Source organism: Lentzea tibetensis, from assembly GCF_007845675.1.
In the GTDB taxonomy this organism is placed as follows: Bacteria; Actinomycetota; Actinomycetes; order Mycobacteriales; family Pseudonocardiaceae; genus Lentzea; species Lentzea tibetensis.
On sequence record NZ_VOBR01000039.1, the window covers coordinates 51,012 to 68,122 of the forward strand.

The window sequence follows — 17,111 nt, forward strand, 5'->3', positions numbered from 1 at the left end:
CACCAGTACCATGAAGGGGTGTGTGTCATGAACCAGCAAACAACTCTGTCGCCGATCGTGCGCCGAGCAGGCGAAGGAACCCAGATGTGGTTCTTCGGAGGCGGCGTGTTCACCTGGAAGCTCAGCGGAGCCGAGAGCGGCGGTGAGCTGAGCGTGTTCGAGGTCGAGATGCTCGGCGGGAAGAGAACGCCGTTGCACACCCATCCGATCGCTGAGTCGCTTTTCGTCCTGAGTGGACACATCCGGTACCGCATCGACGCCGAGGACGTCGAGCTGCGCGACGGCGACTACGTCATGGTTCCGCAAGGCGTTCCGCACGCCTTCCTGGTGCTGAGCGAGCACGCCCGCGTGCTGTCCATCCAGCCTTCCGGAGAGTGCGAGCCGTTCTACCTCGGCGCGAGTGAGCCGCTGGAGGGATCCGCGCGGGAGACGGACTTCGCCCGCATCGCGGAGAGCGGCGCGGTCAACGGCGGCATCGAGATCGTCGGCCCGCCGCCGTTCTGAGGATCTCCACCAGCATCAAGGGGTGATGTTCGAACCCCGGTGCAACCTTCCCGGTCGTCGACGCGTATGCACGTACTGAACGACATGCGACTGGGGAGCGACAGTGACGGACGAGCAGTTCACCAAGAGCCACGTGATCACACTGATGATCACATCGTTGATCGGCGTCGGGTTCGGTACCGGGTGGTGGTTCGCCGCCGTGGCCGCACTGCCTGCCGGCGGGACCGTCCTCACGGTACTCGGCGTCGTGATCGCCATCGGCCTGGCGGGCTGGGTGGTCCGCTTCGGCCGGTTCGGCGGTCATCTGCCCCCTGGCGGTGGACGCGCCGACAGCCCGTTCGGCAAGACGTACGGCATCGCGGTGCTGCTCATGGTGGTCGGGATCTTCGCGGGCTCGCGGCTGCTGACGCTCCTCGAGCTGCCGCAGGCGGTCCCGGCGTGGGTGCTGTTCGTCGTCGGCGTCCACTTCGCACCGTTCGCGAAGATGTTCGGCTCCAACCGGTACCTGGTGCTGGCGGCGCTGCTCTGCGGCGTGGCCGCGCTCGCCGTCGTGCTCGGCGTGGTCGGGGTGGAGTGGGCGTGGCGGCTCGTGCCCGGATTCGGTGGGGCCGCGGTGTTGTGGGGCACGGTCGTCGCCGGTCTGCGCGACGGGCAGCAGCTCGCCGCGCAGCAAGCTGTCCGCTAGTCGGGCCACGACCAGCGGATGCCGATCCAGCTCACCTTGAGCGCGGTTTCCAGGTGGTGCACCGAGTTGTCGCCGTTGAGGGTGAGGTCGGCGGCGCGGCGGGGTTCGTCGTCCGGCCCGTCCTGGCAGGCGACGTGGATGTCGGTCGGCAGGGCGTACGGGTGGAACTGGACCTCGATCAGGCTGTGCTCGGCGGAACCGCGGACGCCCTGCCAGTACTCGTGGCACGGCTGGGAGTTCGGGCTGTGCTGCGCGTCGAACTCGAAGATCCACGTGTCCCCGGTGGACAGCACGTGGTCGAAGAGGAGCTCGAAGACGACGGCCATGTCGCCGGGTCTGCGGACGACTCTGCCGAGGCGGCAGTGCTGGCGGGGCGTCACGGTGAAGCGTTCGATCGGGATGCTGTTGTCGCCGTAGTAGTGGACGAAGAAGCGGTCCACGCTGTCGAAGCGGGCGCGGGTGATGATGCGGCTGCGTGTCAGCACCGAGTGGCGCTTGGCGTCGAGGAAGACCTTGTCCTGGCGGGCCACGACCTCCAGGTCGTTGGCGTTGAAGCCGGGGAGCCCGGTCGGGAACTCCTTGGGCCAGCCGGTCGGGCCGGTGTGCTCGAGCAGGTCGAGCAACGTGCGGTGGGGCAGTCCGAGCACTTCCTCGAGCGCGGCGATCACCTGCAGGGCCCGGCGTGAGTTCGGGCGGGCCGTGCCCTGCTGCCAGTAGCTCAACGTCGACAGGCCGATGGTGATGTCGCGGCGCGCGAGGTGGCTGCGCAACCGTTCCAGGGTCAGGCCGCGCTGTCTGATCGCGGTTCGCAGTGCCAGGTGGAACGGGCCGGTCGCCAGCAGGGTGTCCAGGCTCGGAGTGGCGGTCACATCACCCAGCGTAGTGAACCATTGATGGGGAGCAGAACCCTACAGACGGCGGGCGCTGCGCAGGCCGAGTCCTTTCTCGCGCGGCTGGTCGAGCACGAGCGGTGCGCCGTCGTCGCCGAACGTCGGGCCGCCCGCCCGTTTTCGGCTCGACACGAACCTGGGGCGTCCTGACTGGTCGAGGCCGAGGAAGATGCCGACGTGGTCGACCTCGCCCTTGCCGCCCCGCCGGGTGTCCAGGAACAGCAGGTCGCCCGGCTGGAGCTCGAGGCGGCCCGTGGTGATCGGTGCGCCCGCGTCGAACGCGGCCATCGCGGCCGGGGTGCGGGGCAGTCCGGCGCCGCGGCCCGCCTCGTCGCGCAGCGGGTAGCCGAGCCGGTAGCCGTAGACCAGGCGGACGAAGCCGGCCGCGTCCAGCGCGCCGTAGCGGTCCGGCGCGGGCTTCGCGGTGACGCCGGGGGCGAACGACCAGTTCACGCCGAGGTAGTCGTGGAAGTCCGCGCGGCCGAACGACGCATCGCCGCGGTAGCGCACGGACTTGTCGTTCGTGACGGCAGGCGCGCCGTCCAGGTACTGCGTCGCCACGGCCAGCACGTCGTCACCGCGATCGGCGACGGCGGCGTCCAACCACGGGCGGAACCAGTCCGCTGTCTCGGCGTGCTGGCTCCACGGCTGAGGCGTCAGCCGCACCCACGCCGTCGTCGTGACCACGGCGGGTGTGCGCGTGGGTTCGGAGAAGGTGCGCGCCGGGCCGGTGATCACCGCGGTCCTGGCGCCGTCGGTGAACGTGGCCACGATGGCGCCCCTGGCGCGCACGACGGTGCGGGGCGGCGTGCCCAGCCGTTCGTAGCGGTAGCCGTTGTCCGGCAACGGGTGCGGCCGCGCCACTGCCGCCTGCCTGCCGTCGAGCCCCTCCTGGGTGGTGGCGACGTGCACGGCCACCGTTCCCGACGACGCGATCACGGTCGCCAGCACGGCGGCGCGCACGGCGCGGTTCGCTCGGGACATCGTCGCGCTCCTCAGATGGTGGGGACCAGGCCGACGAGCACGCCGCTGACGAGCACGCCGTAGGTGATCGCGCTGACCGCGCCGGTCGCGAACACGGTGGCCGCGGGAGGTTGCCGGACGAGCTGGTAGGCGATCAGGCCCGGCACGACGAAGCCGAGCGTCTCGTGGATGTACATCAGCGGGTAGTCGTTCTGGATCAGGACGAACAGCGACGTCTGCAGCAGCACCCCGAGCAGCACGACGGCCGCGAACAAGCGCTTGCCGTACAGGATCACGACCCGCTGGAGTCCTTTGGTGCCGACGTAGGTCAGTGCTGTCATCAGCACGACGATCGCCGCGCGCCGGTAGTCCTCGACCATGGTCAGCGCCAGCCACCCCGGCGTGATCATCCCGCCGGGGGAGAGGTTCGACGTCAGGTAGCACAGCAACGAGAAGAGCAGGCCGATGGCGAGGCCGAGGGTCGCCACCTCCGGCTGCAGACTGCCGTTGATCATGAGTGGGCTCCGTCCGCCGGGGTGCGGGCCAGCCCGTCGAGCTGCTCCAGCAGGACCTCGCCCTGGCCGTGGATGTTGCCGATGGCGGCGAGCGAGATCGCCTCGCGCGGGCCGGACAGGATGCCGCGCAGCAGTTCAGCGGGATCACGTCGTCCGCCGAGGTCGACGATCCGGTCGCGGCAGTGCGGCGCGACGGCGACGGCCGCGCTGCGGGTGGGTTCGCCGATGAGGAACACGCGCGCGGGGTCGAGCTGCTCGACCAGCGCGCCCATCTGGCCGTTGCGCTCCACCCGGTCCGGCCGGCAGTTGATCACCACGTGCAGCGGCCGCTGGATCGCGCCGCGAGCCAGCAACAGCTCGATGTTCATCAACGTCGACTCGGGATCGTTGGCGGCGAACACGTTCGCGAACCGCAGCTGCCGGTCGTCGACGGTGTAGCGGTGCACCTGCAGCACACCGGGATCTGGCGGCGCGTCCCACATGCCCTTGATCGCGTGCTCGCGCGAGACCCCGCACAGCCGCGCCACCTCGACGGCGATCGCGACGTTCTCCTTGAACGTGATCCAGCTGAACCCGCTCATCTCCTCGTCGGTCACCGACTCCGGGTCGACCGCGATCAGCTCGCACCTCCGGTCGGCGGCCTCGGCGCGCAGCACGGGCAGCCGTTCCTGCTCGGCGGTGACGCAGATGCCGCCGACCGGCATCGACCGGCACAACGACCGCGCCACGTCGTCCAGCGTCGGCCCCATCTCGGCGAGGTGGTCCTCGCGCACGTTGCACAGCACGCCGATGGTCGAGCGGATCAGCTTGCTCTGGTTGATCTCCTGCAGGTCCGGCGCGACGGCCATGCACTCCATCACCAGCGCGTCCGGCTCGTACGCCGCCGCCCGCCGCACGATGCCGATCTGCTCGACGATGTTGGCCAGCCCGAACTTCCGGTAGACCGGTTCCTCGGTGGCGTCCGGGTGGATGAACCGCGCCGCGGTGCCGGTCGTCTTCGCGACGGTGGTGAGGCCGCCGCCTCTCAGCGCACCCGCGCACAGCCTCGTGATCGAGCTCTTGCCCCTGATCCCGTTGACCAGGACGCGGAAGCGGATGCGCCGCAGGTTCGCGTAGTGCCTGCGCTGCTCGACGAGTCCGGCGATCAGCAGGGCGACGCACGCGATCAGGTACGTCGTGTGGAGGAACCTCATCAAGGGCCTTTCCGGTCGACCGACTGGCGGCAGAGCTCGAGGCAGCGGGCGATGGTGCCGATCTCGTCCGGCCGCTGCGGGTAGATCACGGTGGTGCGGTCACCGGCGGCGAAGCGGTCCGCGGTCGCGGCGAGCCTGCGCAACGGGAGCACGAGCACCAGCAGGTGCCAGCCGAGCAGGCACAGCACCGTCACCGCGGCGATCAGCGCGGCGAGCCACGCGCTGCGGCGGACGTCGTTGCCCGGCAAAGGGAGCCTGCTCACGGGTTGCTCGATCACCACCGCCCACTGGAGCTCGCTGGTCGTGCTCGATCCGTTGATCGCGGCGGAGGCGACCACCGACATCCGGCCGTCCACCTCGCGCACGGTCGGCTCGGACTCGCCGTGCAGCGCCTTGCTCACGCTGCGCCGCAACGGTTCCGCGGTGAGCTCCTCGTACGCGCGGTAGCCGACGGTGGCGGCGACGGTGCGCAGCCCACCGTCGACGAGCCGCCCGATGCCACCGGGCTGGCGCACCAGCGCGGCCAGCTTCACCACGTCCAGCTCGCCGATCAGCACGTGCTGCCCGTCCGCCAGCGGCGTGCTCGCGTAGACGATCGGCACCCGGCCGCTGGTGTTCTGCTGGTGCAGCCCGCGCGTGCGGGGTGGGCGCTGGCGCGGCCGCAACGGCGTCCGCCCGGCCCTGGCCTCGATGTCGCCGTTCGCGTCGACGACGTACACGCTGCGGTACCGGGGGTTTCTCGCGGTGATCTCGTCCAGCGCGGGCCGGAGGTCGGCCGGATCCGTCGAGGTGACCAGTGCCGCGAACGACCTCAGGTCGGTGAGGCTCTGCTGCAGGCTGCGGCGCAGCACGGCGGCGGTGTTGGTCGCGAGGCTCTGGGTGATCTGCACGGCCTGCGCGGGCACCTGCACCTCCAGCCTGCCGAGCGTGACCATCACCCCGCTCGCCCAGACGAGGAGCACCACCCCGGCCAGCACGACCGCGGTGCGCGCCGAGAGACGCGCTCGCGCGGCCGGTGGCTCGTCGGGCAGACCGGCCTGAACGCGGCGGGCGCGTTCGAACGCGCCCGCGATCCGGCGCACCTCGTCGATCCGGTGGGTCCGGACGGGCTGGTCGAGTCGTCCGGACGCGATCGCCAGCGCGTCGGCGCGCAGCCGTCGCACCGGCCGGACGAGTGCACCGCCGAGCAGCAGCAGGACGAGCAGCGCGACGCAGGTCAGCGTCACGAGTGGCAGGACGCCGCGGCTCGTCGGCGGGTCCGCGACCTCGGGCGTGGCGCCGACGAGCAGGACCGAGAAACCCAGTCGTGTCTTGGCGTTGCCGGTGGCCACCGGTGCGAACGCGACGATCGGGACCGTTGGCCTGCCGTCGGCCGAAGGCTCGGACCCGCCGACCAGGTGCCCGCTCGTCCCCGCCGCCGCGGCGGTCGCCGCCCGCTGGACCAGCTCGCTCCGTTCGGGCTCGCCCGCCACCGGGGTGGCACTGCGCGGCCGCAGCACCTCACCGTCCGATGTGGACAACAGGACGGTCTCCGGCAGGTTCAGCGCGTCCACGGACGTCGCGGGGACGACGAGCTCGGTCGACACGACGATCAGCTGGTCCGAACCGGGCAGCAGGTCGGCGATCACGATCTGCACGCCGCTGTGCGCGCCCGCCACCACGCGCACCGACACCTCGTTGATGTCGCCGATCGGCAGGGACTCGATCGCGACCGGTTCGCCCGCCGATGCCAGCAGTCCGCCGGACACCCGGTCCACCACGGCGATTCCCCTGGTGTGCGGGGAGTTCTTGGCGAAGAACTCGATGGTCTGCTCGTTGCGGCGGCCGGGTTTGACGTCGTACAGCTTCACCGCCGTGGTGAGGTCGCCGACCGCCTCGTTGACCGACGCGCCGATCGAGCGCGCGAGGTTGTCCGCGAACCACTCGTGCGAGCGCGCCACCACCTGGATCGTCGCGCCGTCCTGCTGGCCGTTCAGCCGGATGGCGCAGAACGCCATCAGCAGCACCAGGGTCGTCATGGTCACGATCAGCGGAACCCTTGCGCCGGAAGGAAAACCTGCTTCGGCGACCTGCTGGGTGACGTTTCGCCGCATCACCGCTCCAGCGCGCTACGTTGGACCGCGTGAAGGTCGGATGGGTCGTACTCGCGGTCGTGCTCGCCGGATGCACCGCGGCGCCGCCGCCGGAAACCGGCGATCTCGCCGCGAAGGTCGCGTTGTTCACCGCCGGGATGAGCCCGGACGACGCCTACCGCGCACCCACCCGCGCCGAACGGGACAAGGCGGTGACCGCGTTGCGCCCCTTGCTGACCGGGACCGGTGGTGCGGACGCGAAAGCGCTGGCGTCGCTGGGTTTCGGCGTGCGGACCGGCTCCGACCGCGGCAGGCCGTACGTGCTCGCCGCCAGCGAGCCGGGCGACGAGCGGGGCTGGGGGATGTACGTGGCCGACCGGTCCGCGCCGCCGCGGCTGGTGATCGAGGTGCCGCACCCGAAAGCCGATCGCAACACCGAGGAGCTCGGCGTCGAGCTGCACCGCAGGGTGCCCGGCTCGGTGGTGCTGATCGCCGGTGCGCACCGCAGGGCGGCGGGCAACGCTGCGGACGTCGCGCACCGCACCGACTCGCTGTTCCACGCGGTCGCGGACGATCTCGCGGCGCGCGGTGTGCCGCAGGTGCAGCTGCACGGGTTCGACGAGGACAACCTGCCGGAGTACGACCTCGTGCTGTCCTCGGGCGCGGCCCGTGTGAGCGGTGGTGCGAAACGGGCCGCCGATGGTGCCGAGGACGCCGGACTGCCGGTCTGCCGGGCGTGGCGGGATGACTGCGGGAAACTGGAAGGGACGACTAACGCACAGGGGAAGGCCGCTGCCGAACACGGTTCGGTGTTTCTCCACATCGAGGTGACGGGACGGTTGCGTGAAACGGTTGCATCGCGGGACCAGATCGCGAATGTCCTTGCGGCGGCAGAAATTTCCGCTCCCTGATCACTGTTGACAGTTGCGCTCAGGACGGCGCGCGGACCACGGTGGACAGCTCGCGCGAGGTCGAAGTCGTGTTGCGCGCCAGGTCGATCGAACCGAACGAACCGGTCATCCCGTTGGCGTCCCGCCATTCCACGAAGCGGACGTCGTCGATTTCCAGCGACGTGGACTGCCCGTCGGAACGGCGGTGCACGCCCGCGTACATCATGACCATGTTGCCCGTTCCGTCCGCCGCGTCCAGATCGGCGGTGGACAGGTCGACGCTCACCTGGTGCCAGCCGCCGTCCGCCGGGACGTCGACCGCGCGGGTGATCGTCGTGAGGAGGTCGGACTTGGGGTCTTCCGTCGGGTTGCTGTCGTCGAAGTGGTAGACGCCGAAGCGGAAGTACGCGCTGCCCGCCGACGAACCGCGGACCATCGCGCGCATGGAGTAGGACGGGGCGGGGTCGAGCGGCCGGGACGCACCGCCCGCGGTGTACCTGCGGTGGCGTGGCAGCGCGATCCTGGCCACGGCACGGGTCTGCACCGATCCGCCCGGCGGCGCGTCGAGCTGCAGGAAACCGCGTCCGTGCGGGGTCGGTCCGGTGCGCCACGCCTCGGCGCTGCTGTCGGTGTGCCAGTGGGTCGCCGCGTCGACACCGCCGTCGGCCGTGTCGTCCTCGAACCCGCCCCACCCGAACAGATCACGTCCCACCTGGACACCGTCACCCGCGACCGGCCTGGTCAGGTCACCCGCCCTGACGCCGAGCTCGGCGACCTGCCCGGCGGGCACGGTCACCTTCCTCGTCGTCTCCGGCCCGGCGACCGTCGTGATGCGGCCGGTGTTGCGCTCGACGACCAGCTGGCCGGGCGCGGTGTCCGGTTCGGCCTGCCGCGGCTGCACCCGCACCGCGCCGGTGGTGTCCCTGCTGGCCGCCGCGGGCACCAGGCCGCGTTCCCAGATCTGGCCGAGCACCCGGCGCGCCGCCTCGCCGGTGACCGCCACCGGCCGGTAGTTCACCAGCTCGAGCGGCAGCAACCTGGCCTCCAGCAGGCGATCGCCCTCCCACACCGTGCGCAGGACGGCGCTGGAGAACGTGGCCAGGAAGTTCTGGTCGAACACGAAGTTGCCGAGGCTGTAGACGATCAGCCTGCCGCGGTACCACTCCAGGCCCTGCAGCACGTGCGGGTGGTGCCCGATCACGACGTCCGCGCCCGCGTCGATCGCCGCGTGCGCCATGTCGCGCACGTTGTCCGACGCGACGTCCTGGAACTGGAAACCGGCGTGCAGCTGCACGACGGTCAGCTGGTTCTGCGCCGCGAGCGCGGCGATCTGCGCGGGTGACGTGGCCGGGTCCCACTCCGCCGCGCCGCCGTGGCCGCGGCGCGCGACCCAGTCCTGCAGCTCGGGGTAGACCCGCACCAGTGACGCCCACAGGGCGGCGTGATCGGCGTCGGGCCCGATCCGCACGTAGGCCTGCCACGCCTCGCCGATGCGGCGCGGCACCGTTGGCAGGGTCACCTTTCCGTTGGTGTAGCCCCAGTTCCGCTCCTCGTACTGCCAGGCCTCGTCGGAGGTCGTGTCCGGTGGCCGCGGCGTGCTCCGGGTGGGGTAGGCGCCGTTGACGAAGTCGCCGTCCACGCTGGTGAACCCCGCGATGCCGACGGAGACGCCGTTGATCGAGGTGCGGTGCGGGACCGCGGCGCCGTCCGCGGTGGCGTCCGCGCCGACCATCGCGATGCCCGCTTTGCCGAGTGCGGCGCGGGTGTCCGCGACGCCTTGGTCGCCGAAGTCACGGGAGTGGTTGTTCGCCAGCACGGCGCAGTCGACGCCGAGCGCGCGCAGTCCGGCCGTCGTCGAGGTGGCGGACTGGAGGATGAACCGCTTGCGCGGGTACGCCTGCTGCGGCGGCATGTCGCTGACGACGCTCTCCAGGTTGACCGTGCGCAGGTCGGCGGCGCTGAACACAGGCGCGATCGCGGACACGACGTGCTCGGCTCCCCGGTCGGCCGCGGTGGGGGGGATCAACGGCGTTCCGCCGTCCGGCGTGACGTACCGCCTGCCGAACATCACATCACCCGCCGAGTGCATCGCGAACCGGTTCGCCTTGCGGGCGAACAACTTCACGTCCACCGGGGCGGCCGCGTCCGCCGCGCCGAGCGGCACCGGCTCCGGCAGGTGGTCCGGTGCCTCGACGACGGCGACCGCCGGTCCGCGCAACGCGTGCAGCCGGACGGTCCCGTCCGGTCCGGTGGACAACCGCACGGGGTTCTCGCCCGCGCCGTGGAGCCTCACCGATGCGTCCGGCAGTGCCCGGCCGGTCTCGTCGAGCACCCGCAGGTCGACCGAGAAGCCCAGCTCGTGCCGCGGGTCGCCGCAGTCCGCGCACCCGTTCGCGACGTCGATGACGCGGAACGTCACGATCAGCCCGGTGATCAGGCACGCGACCAGTGTCGACGCTCCGAGCACGGGTTTCGCCCAGCGCAGGTGTTTCATTCGTCCACTCTCCGCACATCAGAGGTCGGCCACTCCGTCCTCAGTGGACGGAGTGGCCGGATGGGTGCCGCTCAGCTCAGCCGGTAGGCCCGCAGGATCGTCTGTTTGACGGTGTTGCCCTGCGCGTCGGCGGAGGTGCCGCGCAGTGCCACGAACCCGTTGGTCCGGTCGAGCGCCGGATGGGTCACCACGGCGTTCTTGCCTTCGAGAGGTGCCGTGACCCACGTCTTGCCGTCGTCGTAGGAAACCTCGACGCCGAGGCTCTTGACCGGGGACGTACCGGACCGCGGTTGCCGTTGCACGGTCACCGGAATCCGGACCGTGCTGCCCGCGCGCAGTTGGTTGTTCAGGTCGACCGGCGGGGCGTACTGGACGACCGACAACGGCGTGTACACGAGGCCGGCGCCGGGGACGTGCGCCGACCGGAACCCCCACTCGCAGGTGACGGTGGTGCTCAGCTCCGACCACGGCAGGGTGCGGGTGGCGGTGGCGACCAGCCGGTAGTCGGCCGCCGCGGCGGGCACCTCGAACTCGACATCGTGCTTGACGGTCTTGGTGCCGATGAGCGTGTTGCCCCGGTAGAGCGAGAACGTCTGCTTCTCGTCTCGGGGGCCGCTCAGCGAGTAGTCGTGCAACGGGTCGCCGTACAGCGAGAAGAAGCCGCCGATCAGGTTGCCCTGACGGCTGAACAAGAGGTCCTGGTCGGTGAAGAACGGGCCGTTCGCCGCCTGGTACCACTTCTCCGTCCGGCTCTCGCCCGCCCGGTAGACCCGGTCGCCGAAGTGGGAGTCGAGCGAGGCCCACTCGTCGCCCTGCTCGAAGGCCAGCGAGTGGCTCCACTTGAGCCAGGGCTGCGCGGACATCAGCAGCCTCCTCTTGCTGCCGAACGGCAGGGTCTCCGGCGTGTCGACGGAGGAGTTCTGGTGCGGCGCCCAGACGCCTTCGCTGCGGTACCCGGACTTCTGGCTGCCCTGCCGGTAGAACTCCTCCCGCAGCTCGGCCAGCTCGCTGTCCGGAACGGTCCGGGACAAGGTGGCCGGGATGCGGCCCGCCACGTACTGCTTGAGCTTCACCTTGAGGTCGCCCGCGGGTGTGGCCCAGCTGTGCTCGTGGTGGAAGACGAAGGTGCCGGTGTTCTTGGCCGAGCGGGAGGGCACCGCGTAGAACGGGTTCTCCTCGGTGGTCGAGTCGGCCAGGCACAGCCCGTTCTGCTCGAGCCCCTCTCCGGACTCCATGATCGCGGTCATGCAGGGGATGCGCTGCTCGAGTCCTTTGTGCTCGGAGGTCAGCAGTGCCGGTGCGCCGCGCCTGGCGTCGAAGGTGAGCGTGACGTCGCGGTCCACCCGCACGTCGGGCTCTCCGAACAGCGTGGTGCTGAACTTCTCCGGATCCTGCGGATCGATCGGCGTGCTGATGGCGTGCAGGAAGTGGTAGGTGCCCTTCGGGAGGCGGACCTTGTTGTCCGCCCCGGACGGGACGGCTTCGCCCGTGGTCTCGCGGTCGAGGTCGAGGTACGTGAGCAAGGTGTCGCCATCAGCGGGCGCCTTGCCGTCGCGGTTGGTCTGCGCGATGGTGACCTCGAACATCTCCTCCTCCGGCAGCGCGCCCGCGGTGGACGTGACGACGACCGCGCCGTCCGCCGTGCGGGCGGTGACGGTGGCGCTGACGAGACCCTTGAGCTGACGCGTCGGGGTGACGGTGAGCGGCACCTCCGCCTTGCCGCGCGCGGGGATCGTGACCTGCGTGGCGCCCGCGGTGATCGGACCGGTCGCCTTCAGCGTCACGGCCAGCGTCAGCGGGGCGTCACCGAGGTTGGTGTAGGTGAGCGTCTTGGTCACCGGCTTGTCGTGCGGGTGGCGGAGCGTCCCGAAGTCCACAGTGGACGCGAGAACGGTCTGCTTCGTCGCGCGGGACAGGTCGATCCGGCCGGTGCCCTGTTCCCAGACCGTCGCCGTGGCGGGCTTCGCGGTGCTCCTGAGCGCGGACTTGATGTCCTCCGGCCGCCAGTCCGGGTGCTGCTGGGCGACGATCGCCGCGGCGCCAGCCACGTGCGGCGTGGCCATGGACGTGCCGCTGAACGCGATGTGGTCGCTCGTGCCCATCTTGGCGGCGACGATGCCGACGCCGGGTGCGGTGACGTCCGGCTTCAGCGCCGCGTCACCCTGGTTCGGGCCGCGACTGGAGAAGTCCGCGACGGAGTCGTCGCGCTCGGCCGCACCGACTGTGAGCGCGGCGGCCGCGCTGCCCGGTGAGCCGATCGTGCCCTCGCCTTCCTCGCCTTCGTTTCCCGCCGCGATGACGAACAGCGTGCCGGTGCGGGCGGTGAGGTCGTTGACGGCGGCCTCCAGCGCGTCGACCTCGGGTGCGTCCTCGCCACCGAGGCTGAGGTTGACGACCTTCGCGCCCTGCGCGGCAGCCCACTCCATCCCGGCGACGATCCACGACTCGTAGCCCTCGCCGTCGTCGGTGAGCACCTTGCCGTTGAGCAGCTTCGCGTCCGGTGCCACGCCGCGGTACTTCGCGTGCTGACCGGCCACGATGGACGCGACGTGCGTGCCGTGCCCGTGGCCGTCGGCGGGGCTGCCACTGCCGGTGAAGTCCTGCGCGCCGACGACGGCCGACGTCAGGTCGGGGTGCTTGGTGTCGATGCCGGTGTCGAGCACCGCGACCTTCACGCCCTTGCCGGTGTACCCGGCCTGCCACGCCGCCGGCGCGCCGATCTGCGCGGTGCTGCGGTCGAGGTTCACCTTCACCTTGCGGTCCAAGGAGATCCGCGTGATGTCCGGGTTCGTGGCGATCGACTGCCAGAAGTCGGCCGCGTTCTCCTTGCGCTGGGCGACCGCGAGGCCGTGGATGCGCTCCAGCGCCCTCGTGGTGGTAGCGCCCTGGATCGCGGCCTGCGGGTTCGCGGTGCGGGTGATGATCAGCGGTGTGGTGGGACTGCTCGCGTCGTCGTACCTCTGCCTGATCAGCTCGCTCACGTTGAACAGTCGCTTGTCGAGTTTGCCGGACGCCACCAGCGCGACCGCCTCGTGCGGCACGAGCACGACGTCCTTGCCCTTGTCCTGCCGGTGGAACGCTCGTCGCTTGCCCTTCACCCCGGTGATCGTCACGGCCTTCTTGCCGTCGGAGTGTTCGGTGACCTGGACCTGGTCTCCGGTGATGAGGGTGACCGTCTTCGTCTCGCGTGTCTGCTTTGCCGGTTCCGCTTCTGCCGTTGCGTTCGGTACCACCATCCCGGCGATCAGAAGAGCGGCTGTGACCACTTGTATGCGCATTGGGTCCCTTTTCTCCGCAGTGGAAGAAGGCGGCGAACCAATGCCTATCGAGACGGGTGGGTTCCGGGCAACGTCGGAAATTTCAGACGCGACCGTGGATGACCTGCGTCAACTGTGATGCGTCACGGTGAAAATCCACAATGGATGGTCACCAGCGGATCGCGCGCCGGGCCGCCGAGACGACGGCGCACCACGGCGGCAGCGCGCGGTGTGGCCGGGGTGCCACCACCCACCGCCAGTCGCGCGGGATGTCCTGTGCGGTCAGCGATCGGGGGATGATGATCTGGCCGCCGCACGGGATCAGCTGAGCCTTCGCGTTGCGCAGTTCGAGCGGGAGCGCGGGGTTCGCGACGGCGGTGCGGGTGGTGAGGAACGTGTGCCAGTGTCCACCCGGTCCGGCGGCGACCGGGCCGTCGAGCATCGCGAAGCGCAACTCCGCCAGCGCCCGTTCAGCGAGACGCGTGGGCAGGATGATCGCGTCGATCCTGCCGCCCACGTGCATCACCAGCCGCCGGTGGCCGACGTCGACCGACACGGGCCAGCCGAGCGTCTGCTCGTACTGGTTCTTGATGGCGGACAGTTCGTGGAACGGGTTGTGCGTGGTCGTGGTCATGGCGACCACCGTGCTACCGGCGGGGGAGTGAAACATCGGTCGCATGACGTATCGGAACTCTGGTCACGACGTGCTTTTCGTGCTGCGATGCACCGCATGACGGGGGACAAGCGCTGGTCGAAGGCTCGGATCGAGGGGCTCTTCACCGTGCCGAACTTCGTGGTGCCGCTGCTCCTGTCCGGCGCGCTCTGGTGGCTGCTGCTGGAGCTCGGTGCGCACCCGGTGGTCGCGGCGCTCGGCGCGGTCGTCCACCTCGGGCTGGGCTGGGCGGCGTCCTACGGGACGTTGATGGCGGTCACGTTGAGCCTTCCCGGCCTGACCGATCCGCCCCGGTCCGCTGTCCTCTACGTACTCGGGCGAGCGTTCCGGCTGCTGGTCCAGGTCGTGGTCGCGCCGGTGGTGATGCCGGTGGTGCTCGTGGTCGGGCTCGTGGGCAGGGTCGTCACCAGCCGGCGCTGAGGTCGTTGTGCCGGATCCGGTACACCTGCAGGTTGAGGCCGTAGTACTTGCTCGTCTCGCCGACCCACCGCATGCCGAGCCGCTCGGCGACCGCGATCGCGCGCGTGTTCTTCGGCCGGGCCACGGCGAACAGCTCGTCGGTGTCCTGGGTGAACGCCCAGTCGACCAGCGCGCTACCGGCTTCGGTGGCGTAGCCGTTGCCCCAGGCCTCGGGTGCGAGCTGCCAGCTGAGCTCCAGGTCGTCCTCGAACGGCGGCAGCAGCCGGATGCCGAGCCCGCCGACGACCTCCTTGTCGTCCTTGCGCACGACGGCCCAGCGGCCGCGCGGCGTCAGGAGGTTCGGCTGCGACTCCTGCCACGCGTGCAGGACGGACCGCATCGCGGCCAGGTCGCCGACGCGGTCCATCGCGGGGGTGAGCCAGTGGGTGACGTCCGCCGAGCCGTAGATCCTCAGCGCGGCCTCGGCGTCGTCGGGTGTCCAGTCCCGGATGACGAGCCGGTCGGTGGAGATCTCCATGGGAACCCTCCTGGTTGACGCTTCAACCTTCACAAGCCGGTCGGGCGCCGGGTTATTCCCCTGCCCGCGCGGCGGGCGATCCGGTCGAGCCACTCGGCGAGCAGCCCGTGCTCGGCCGGGGTGAGCGCGTCCGTCGGGTTCTCGTTCAGCGCGGCGCGGAGTGCGACGGCGCGGCTCGGGATGTCGGACACCGTGTCGTCGGGCGCGTCGGTGGTGATGGTCTGCAGGACGTGCTCGCGCGCGGCGGTGATCAGTTCGAGGTCGCGCTGCTCGGGCGGGGTGGCGATGAGCGACAGGATCACGCCCATGCCGGTGGCGTGCACCAGCTGCGCGCCGCGCTCCACGGTCACGCGCAGCCTGCCCGCGGCGGCGACGCGCTCGACGATGCGGCGCAGCATCGCGTCGGCTTCCTGGCGCGCTTCGCGCACCCGCGGCTCGCCGTACATGAGCAGGTAGAAGGCCGGGCGGGACAGGCCGAACTCGACGTGCAGGTCCCAGCCGCGGCGCAGGTCGTCGACCGGATCGTCGCTCTCGCCGAGCGAGTGCTTGTTCGCCAGGTAGCTCGCGAAGCCGTACGTCGCGACCGCGTCGAGCAGCCCGTCCTTGTCACCGAACAGCCGGTAGAGCGTGGGTGCCTGCACGCCGGCCGCCGCGCTCACCGCGCGCGTCGACAGCGCGTCGCGCCCGCCCTCCACCAGCAGGTCCGCCGCGGCGCGGACGAGCCGCTCCCTGGTGTCCGCCATCGTCATGAATCAACGATAACACCTGAGGGGTAGCGGTGGTTCGATAGCGGTGATACGGTCGTTGTGTTAGCAACGGAAACAACCTTCGAGGAGCGCACCATGTCACGCGTCGCGATCGTCACCGGCGGATCACGCGGCATCGGCAGGACCACCGCGGAGCGGCTCGCCGCGGACGGGTTCGCGGTCGTCGTCGTGTACGCCGGCAACTCCGTCGAGGCTCAGTCCGCGGTGGACGCGATCACCGCGGCGGGCGGCCAGGCGATCGCCGCGCAGGCGGACGTCGCGGACGAGCAGGCGGTCGCCGCCGTGTTCGACACCGCGGAGCAGACGTTCGGCGGCGTCGACGTGGTCGTGCACGCGGCGGGCGTCATGCACCTGGCACCGCTGGCGGAACTGGACCTGTCCGTGCTGGACGGCATGCACCGCACCAACGTCCGCGGCACGTTCGTGGTGGACCAGCAGGCCGCGCGCCGGGTCCGATCGGGTGGCGCGATCGTCAACTTCTCCAGCTCGGTCGTCGGCATCGCCCTGCCCGGCTACGCGGCCTACGCCGCCACGAAGGGCGCCGTCGAGGCCATCACCCTCGTGCTGGCCCGCGAACTGCGGGGCCGCGACATCACCGTCAACGCCGTGGCACCCGGCCCGACCGCCACCGCTCTGTTCCTCGACGGCAAGGACCCCGAGACCATCGCGCGCATGGCCGCCCAGGCCCCGCTCGAGCGCCTCGGCACCCCCGCGGACATCGCGGAGGTCGTCTCGTTCCTCGCGGGCCCGGCGCGCTGGGTCAACGGTCAGGTCATCCGCGCCAACGGCGGCGTCATCTGAAGGAGCTCGCACCATGGCCAAGACAATCCTGATCACCGGCGCCTCCAGCGGCTTCGGCGCACTCACCGCGCGGGCACTCGCCCGTGCCGGACACACCGTCTACGCGGGCATGCGCCTGTCCGACCTGCTGCATCCCTCCGGCGCCTGGCGTCCGCCCTGGGCGACATACCTGGTCGCCCAACTGTCCGCGATCGTTCACGCTCCGCAGTGGCGGAGGCCAGGCTGACGCGATGGTCTCCACGCGCTCGGCTGCCGTTGCTCGGGTGGGGCTTGACTTGCCGGTTCTCGTCGGGGCGGGGTCTGATGGTTGCTGTGGCTGTGGTGTTTTGGTGTCGTGGGTTGGGTCGCGCCTTCGGCGCAGCGATTGGGCCTTGACATGGGGCCCCTCGCGGCGTGGTGGGCCGGCTCCGCCGGCAGGGAAGGGAACCTGCCGGCCGTTGAGGTGTACCACGCCGCACCCCATGTCAAGG

Annotated in this window: 16 protein-coding genes; 6 read left to right on the plus strand and 10 right to left on the minus strand. The window is 70.7% G+C overall.

Features of this window, described 5'->3' with window-relative positions; all coding sequences use genetic code 11:
* Positions 1-84: 84 nt before the first annotated feature.
* Both FKR81_RS38640 and FKR81_RS38645 read left to right on the plus strand, forming a co-directional pair.
* A complete protein-coding gene (locus FKR81_RS38640) occupies positions 85-504 on the plus strand; it encodes a cupin domain-containing protein (RefSeq protein WP_186763425.1) in 420 nt (139 codons plus the stop codon).
* Between the two features lie 103 nt (positions 505-607).
* Entirely contained in the window at positions 608-1,189 is a 582-nt protein-coding gene (locus tag FKR81_RS38645; protein WP_146359620.1) for a hypothetical protein, read from the plus strand.
* On the opposite strand, the gene FKR81_RS38650 is transcribed toward FKR81_RS38645, so the two are convergent.
* The 5 genes from FKR81_RS38650 to FKR81_RS38670 are packed head-to-tail and all read right to left on the minus strand — an operon-like array spanning position 1,186 to position 6,843.
* Complete coding sequence (locus FKR81_RS38650) at positions 1,186-2,058, minus strand: helix-turn-helix transcriptional regulator (protein WP_146359622.1); 873 nt, start codon at positions 2,056-2,058, stop codon at positions 1,186-1,188. The two genes, FKR81_RS38645 and FKR81_RS38650, sit on opposite strands and share 4 nt — an antisense overlap.
* 39 nt (positions 2,059-2,097) lie before the next feature.
* On the minus strand, positions 2,098-3,063 hold the full coding sequence (locus tag FKR81_RS38655; RefSeq protein ID WP_146359624.1) for a C40 family peptidase: 966 nt from the start codon (positions 3,061-3,063) through the stop codon (positions 2,098-2,100).
* A gap of 11 nt (positions 3,064-3,074) precedes the next feature.
* Entirely contained in the window at positions 3,075-3,557 is a 483-nt protein-coding gene (locus FKR81_RS38660) for a poly-gamma-glutamate biosynthesis protein PgsC/CapC (protein ID WP_146359626.1), read from the minus strand.
* Positions 3,554-4,750 carry a poly-gamma-glutamate synthase PgsB gene (gene pgsB / locus FKR81_RS38665; RefSeq protein ID WP_146359629.1) on the minus strand — a complete coding sequence of 399 codons (1,197 nt, stop codon included), beginning with the start codon at positions 4,748-4,750 and terminating at the stop codon, positions 3,554-3,556. The genes FKR81_RS38660 and pgsB overlap by 4 nt, the downstream gene beginning before the upstream one ends.
* Positions 4,750-6,843: a HAMP domain-containing protein gene (locus tag FKR81_RS38670; RefSeq protein ID WP_146359632.1), complete on the minus strand. Its 2,094-nt coding sequence runs from the start codon at positions 6,841-6,843 to the stop codon at positions 4,750-4,752. The genes pgsB and FKR81_RS38670 overlap by 1 nt, the downstream gene beginning before the upstream one ends.
* A 29-nt stretch (positions 6,844-6,872) precedes the next feature.
* Between FKR81_RS38670 and FKR81_RS38675 the strand changes: the two genes are divergently transcribed.
* Positions 6,873-7,733 (plus strand): hypothetical protein, encoded by an 861-nt coding sequence (locus FKR81_RS38675; protein ID WP_235922160.1) that lies wholly within the window; start codon positions 6,873-6,875, stop codon positions 7,731-7,733.
* A 19-nt stretch (positions 7,734-7,752) separates the two neighbouring features.
* Here the strand turns inward: FKR81_RS38675 and FKR81_RS38680 are convergent, their stop codons facing one another.
* The 3 genes from FKR81_RS38680 to FKR81_RS38690 form a co-directional block, all read right to left on the minus strand.
* Positions 7,753-10,206, minus strand: a complete 2,454-nt coding sequence (locus FKR81_RS38680; RefSeq protein ID WP_146359634.1) for a CapA family protein — start codon at positions 10,204-10,206, stop codon at positions 7,753-7,755.
* Between the two features lie 71 nt (positions 10,207-10,277).
* Positions 10,278-13,442: a S8 family peptidase gene (locus FKR81_RS38685; RefSeq protein ID WP_186763426.1), complete on the minus strand. Its 3,165-nt coding sequence runs from the start codon at positions 13,440-13,442 to the stop codon at positions 10,278-10,280.
* A 190-nt stretch (positions 13,443-13,632) separates the two neighbouring features.
* On the minus strand, positions 13,633-14,097 hold the full coding sequence (locus tag FKR81_RS38690; protein ID WP_146359640.1) for a hypothetical protein: 465 nt from the start codon (positions 14,095-14,097) through the stop codon (positions 13,633-13,635).
* 96 nt (positions 14,098-14,193) lie between these two features.
* On the opposite strand from FKR81_RS38690, the gene FKR81_RS38695 reads away from it, so the two are divergent.
* Positions 14,194-14,556: a hypothetical protein gene (locus FKR81_RS38695; RefSeq protein ID WP_146359643.1), complete on the plus strand. Its 363-nt coding sequence runs from the start codon at positions 14,194-14,196 to the stop codon at positions 14,554-14,556.
* On the opposite strand, the gene FKR81_RS38700 is transcribed toward FKR81_RS38695, so the two are convergent.
* Both FKR81_RS38700 and FKR81_RS38705 read right to left on the minus strand, forming a co-directional pair.
* Positions 14,540-15,073, minus strand: a complete 534-nt coding sequence (locus FKR81_RS38700) for a GNAT family N-acetyltransferase (protein ID WP_146359646.1) — start codon at positions 15,071-15,073, stop codon at positions 14,540-14,542. The two genes, FKR81_RS38695 and FKR81_RS38700, sit on opposite strands and share 17 nt — an antisense overlap.
* A gap of 29 nt (positions 15,074-15,102) precedes the next feature.
* Complete coding sequence (locus tag FKR81_RS38705; protein ID WP_146359648.1) at positions 15,103-15,822, minus strand: TetR/AcrR family transcriptional regulator; 720 nt, start codon at positions 15,820-15,822, stop codon at positions 15,103-15,105.
* A 93-nt stretch (positions 15,823-15,915) separates the two neighbouring features.
* Here FKR81_RS38705 and FKR81_RS38710 point away from each other — a divergent pair, with 93 nt between their 5' ends.
* Together FKR81_RS38710 and FKR81_RS44580 are read left to right on the plus strand one after the other, a co-directional pair.
* A complete protein-coding gene (locus FKR81_RS38710) occupies positions 15,916-16,641 on the plus strand; it encodes an SDR family oxidoreductase (protein ID WP_146359651.1) in 726 nt (241 codons plus the stop codon).
* A 13-nt stretch (positions 16,642-16,654) separates the two neighbouring features.
* The gene (locus FKR81_RS44580) at positions 16,655-16,867 is read left to right on the plus strand and encodes a Rossmann-fold NAD(P)-binding domain-containing protein (RefSeq protein ID WP_222598548.1); all 213 of its coding nucleotides are present in this window, start codon (positions 16,655-16,657) and stop codon (positions 16,865-16,867) included.
* Positions 16,868-17,111 lie beyond the last annotated feature (244 nt).

Excerpts from the sequence above, each read along its gene's own strand:
- FKR81_RS38640 (WP_186763425.1), top strand. The coding sequence starts at position 85 with ATGTGGTTCTTCGGAGGCGGCGTGTTCACCTGGAAGCTCAGCGGAGCC.
- FKR81_RS38655 (WP_146359624.1), bottom strand. The coding sequence starts at position 3,063 with ATGTCCCGAGCGAACCGCGCCGTGCGCGCCGCCGTGCTGGCGACCGTG.
- FKR81_RS38660 (WP_146359626.1), bottom strand. The coding sequence starts at position 3,557 with ATGATCAACGGCAGTCTGCAGCCGGAGGTGGCGACCCTCGGCCTCGCC.
- pgsB (WP_146359629.1), bottom strand. The coding sequence starts at position 4,750 with ATGAGGTTCCTCCACACGACGTACCTGATCGCGTGCGTCGCCCTGCTG.
- FKR81_RS38670 (WP_146359632.1), bottom strand. The coding sequence starts at position 6,843 with ATGCGGCGAAACGTCACCCAGCAGGTCGCCGAAGCAGGTTTTCCTTCC.
- FKR81_RS38680 (WP_146359634.1), bottom strand. The coding sequence starts at position 10,206 with ATGAAACACCTGCGCTGGGCGAAACCCGTGCTCGGAGCGTCGACACTG.
- FKR81_RS38685 (WP_186763426.1), bottom strand. The coding sequence starts at position 13,442 with ATGGTGGTACCGAACGCAACGGCAGAAGCGGAACCGGCAAAGCAGACA.
- FKR81_RS38690 (WP_146359640.1), bottom strand. The coding sequence starts at position 14,097 with ATGACCACGACCACGCACAACCCGTTCCACGAACTGTCCGCCATCAAG.
- FKR81_RS38695 (WP_146359643.1), top strand. The coding sequence starts at position 14,194 with ATGACGGGGGACAAGCGCTGGTCGAAGGCTCGGATCGAGGGGCTCTTC.
- FKR81_RS38700 (WP_146359646.1), bottom strand. The coding sequence starts at position 15,073 with ATGGAGATCTCCACCGACCGGCTCGTCATCCGGGACTGGACACCCGAC.
- FKR81_RS38705 (WP_146359648.1), bottom strand. The coding sequence starts at position 15,822 with ATGACGATGGCGGACACCAGGGAGCGGCTCGTCCGCGCCGCGGCGGAC.
- FKR81_RS38710 (WP_146359651.1), top strand. The coding sequence starts at position 15,916 with ATGTCACGCGTCGCGATCGTCACCGGCGGATCACGCGGCATCGGCAGG.
- FKR81_RS44580 (WP_222598548.1), top strand. The coding sequence starts at position 16,655 with ATGGCCAAGACAATCCTGATCACCGGCGCCTCCAGCGGCTTCGGCGCA.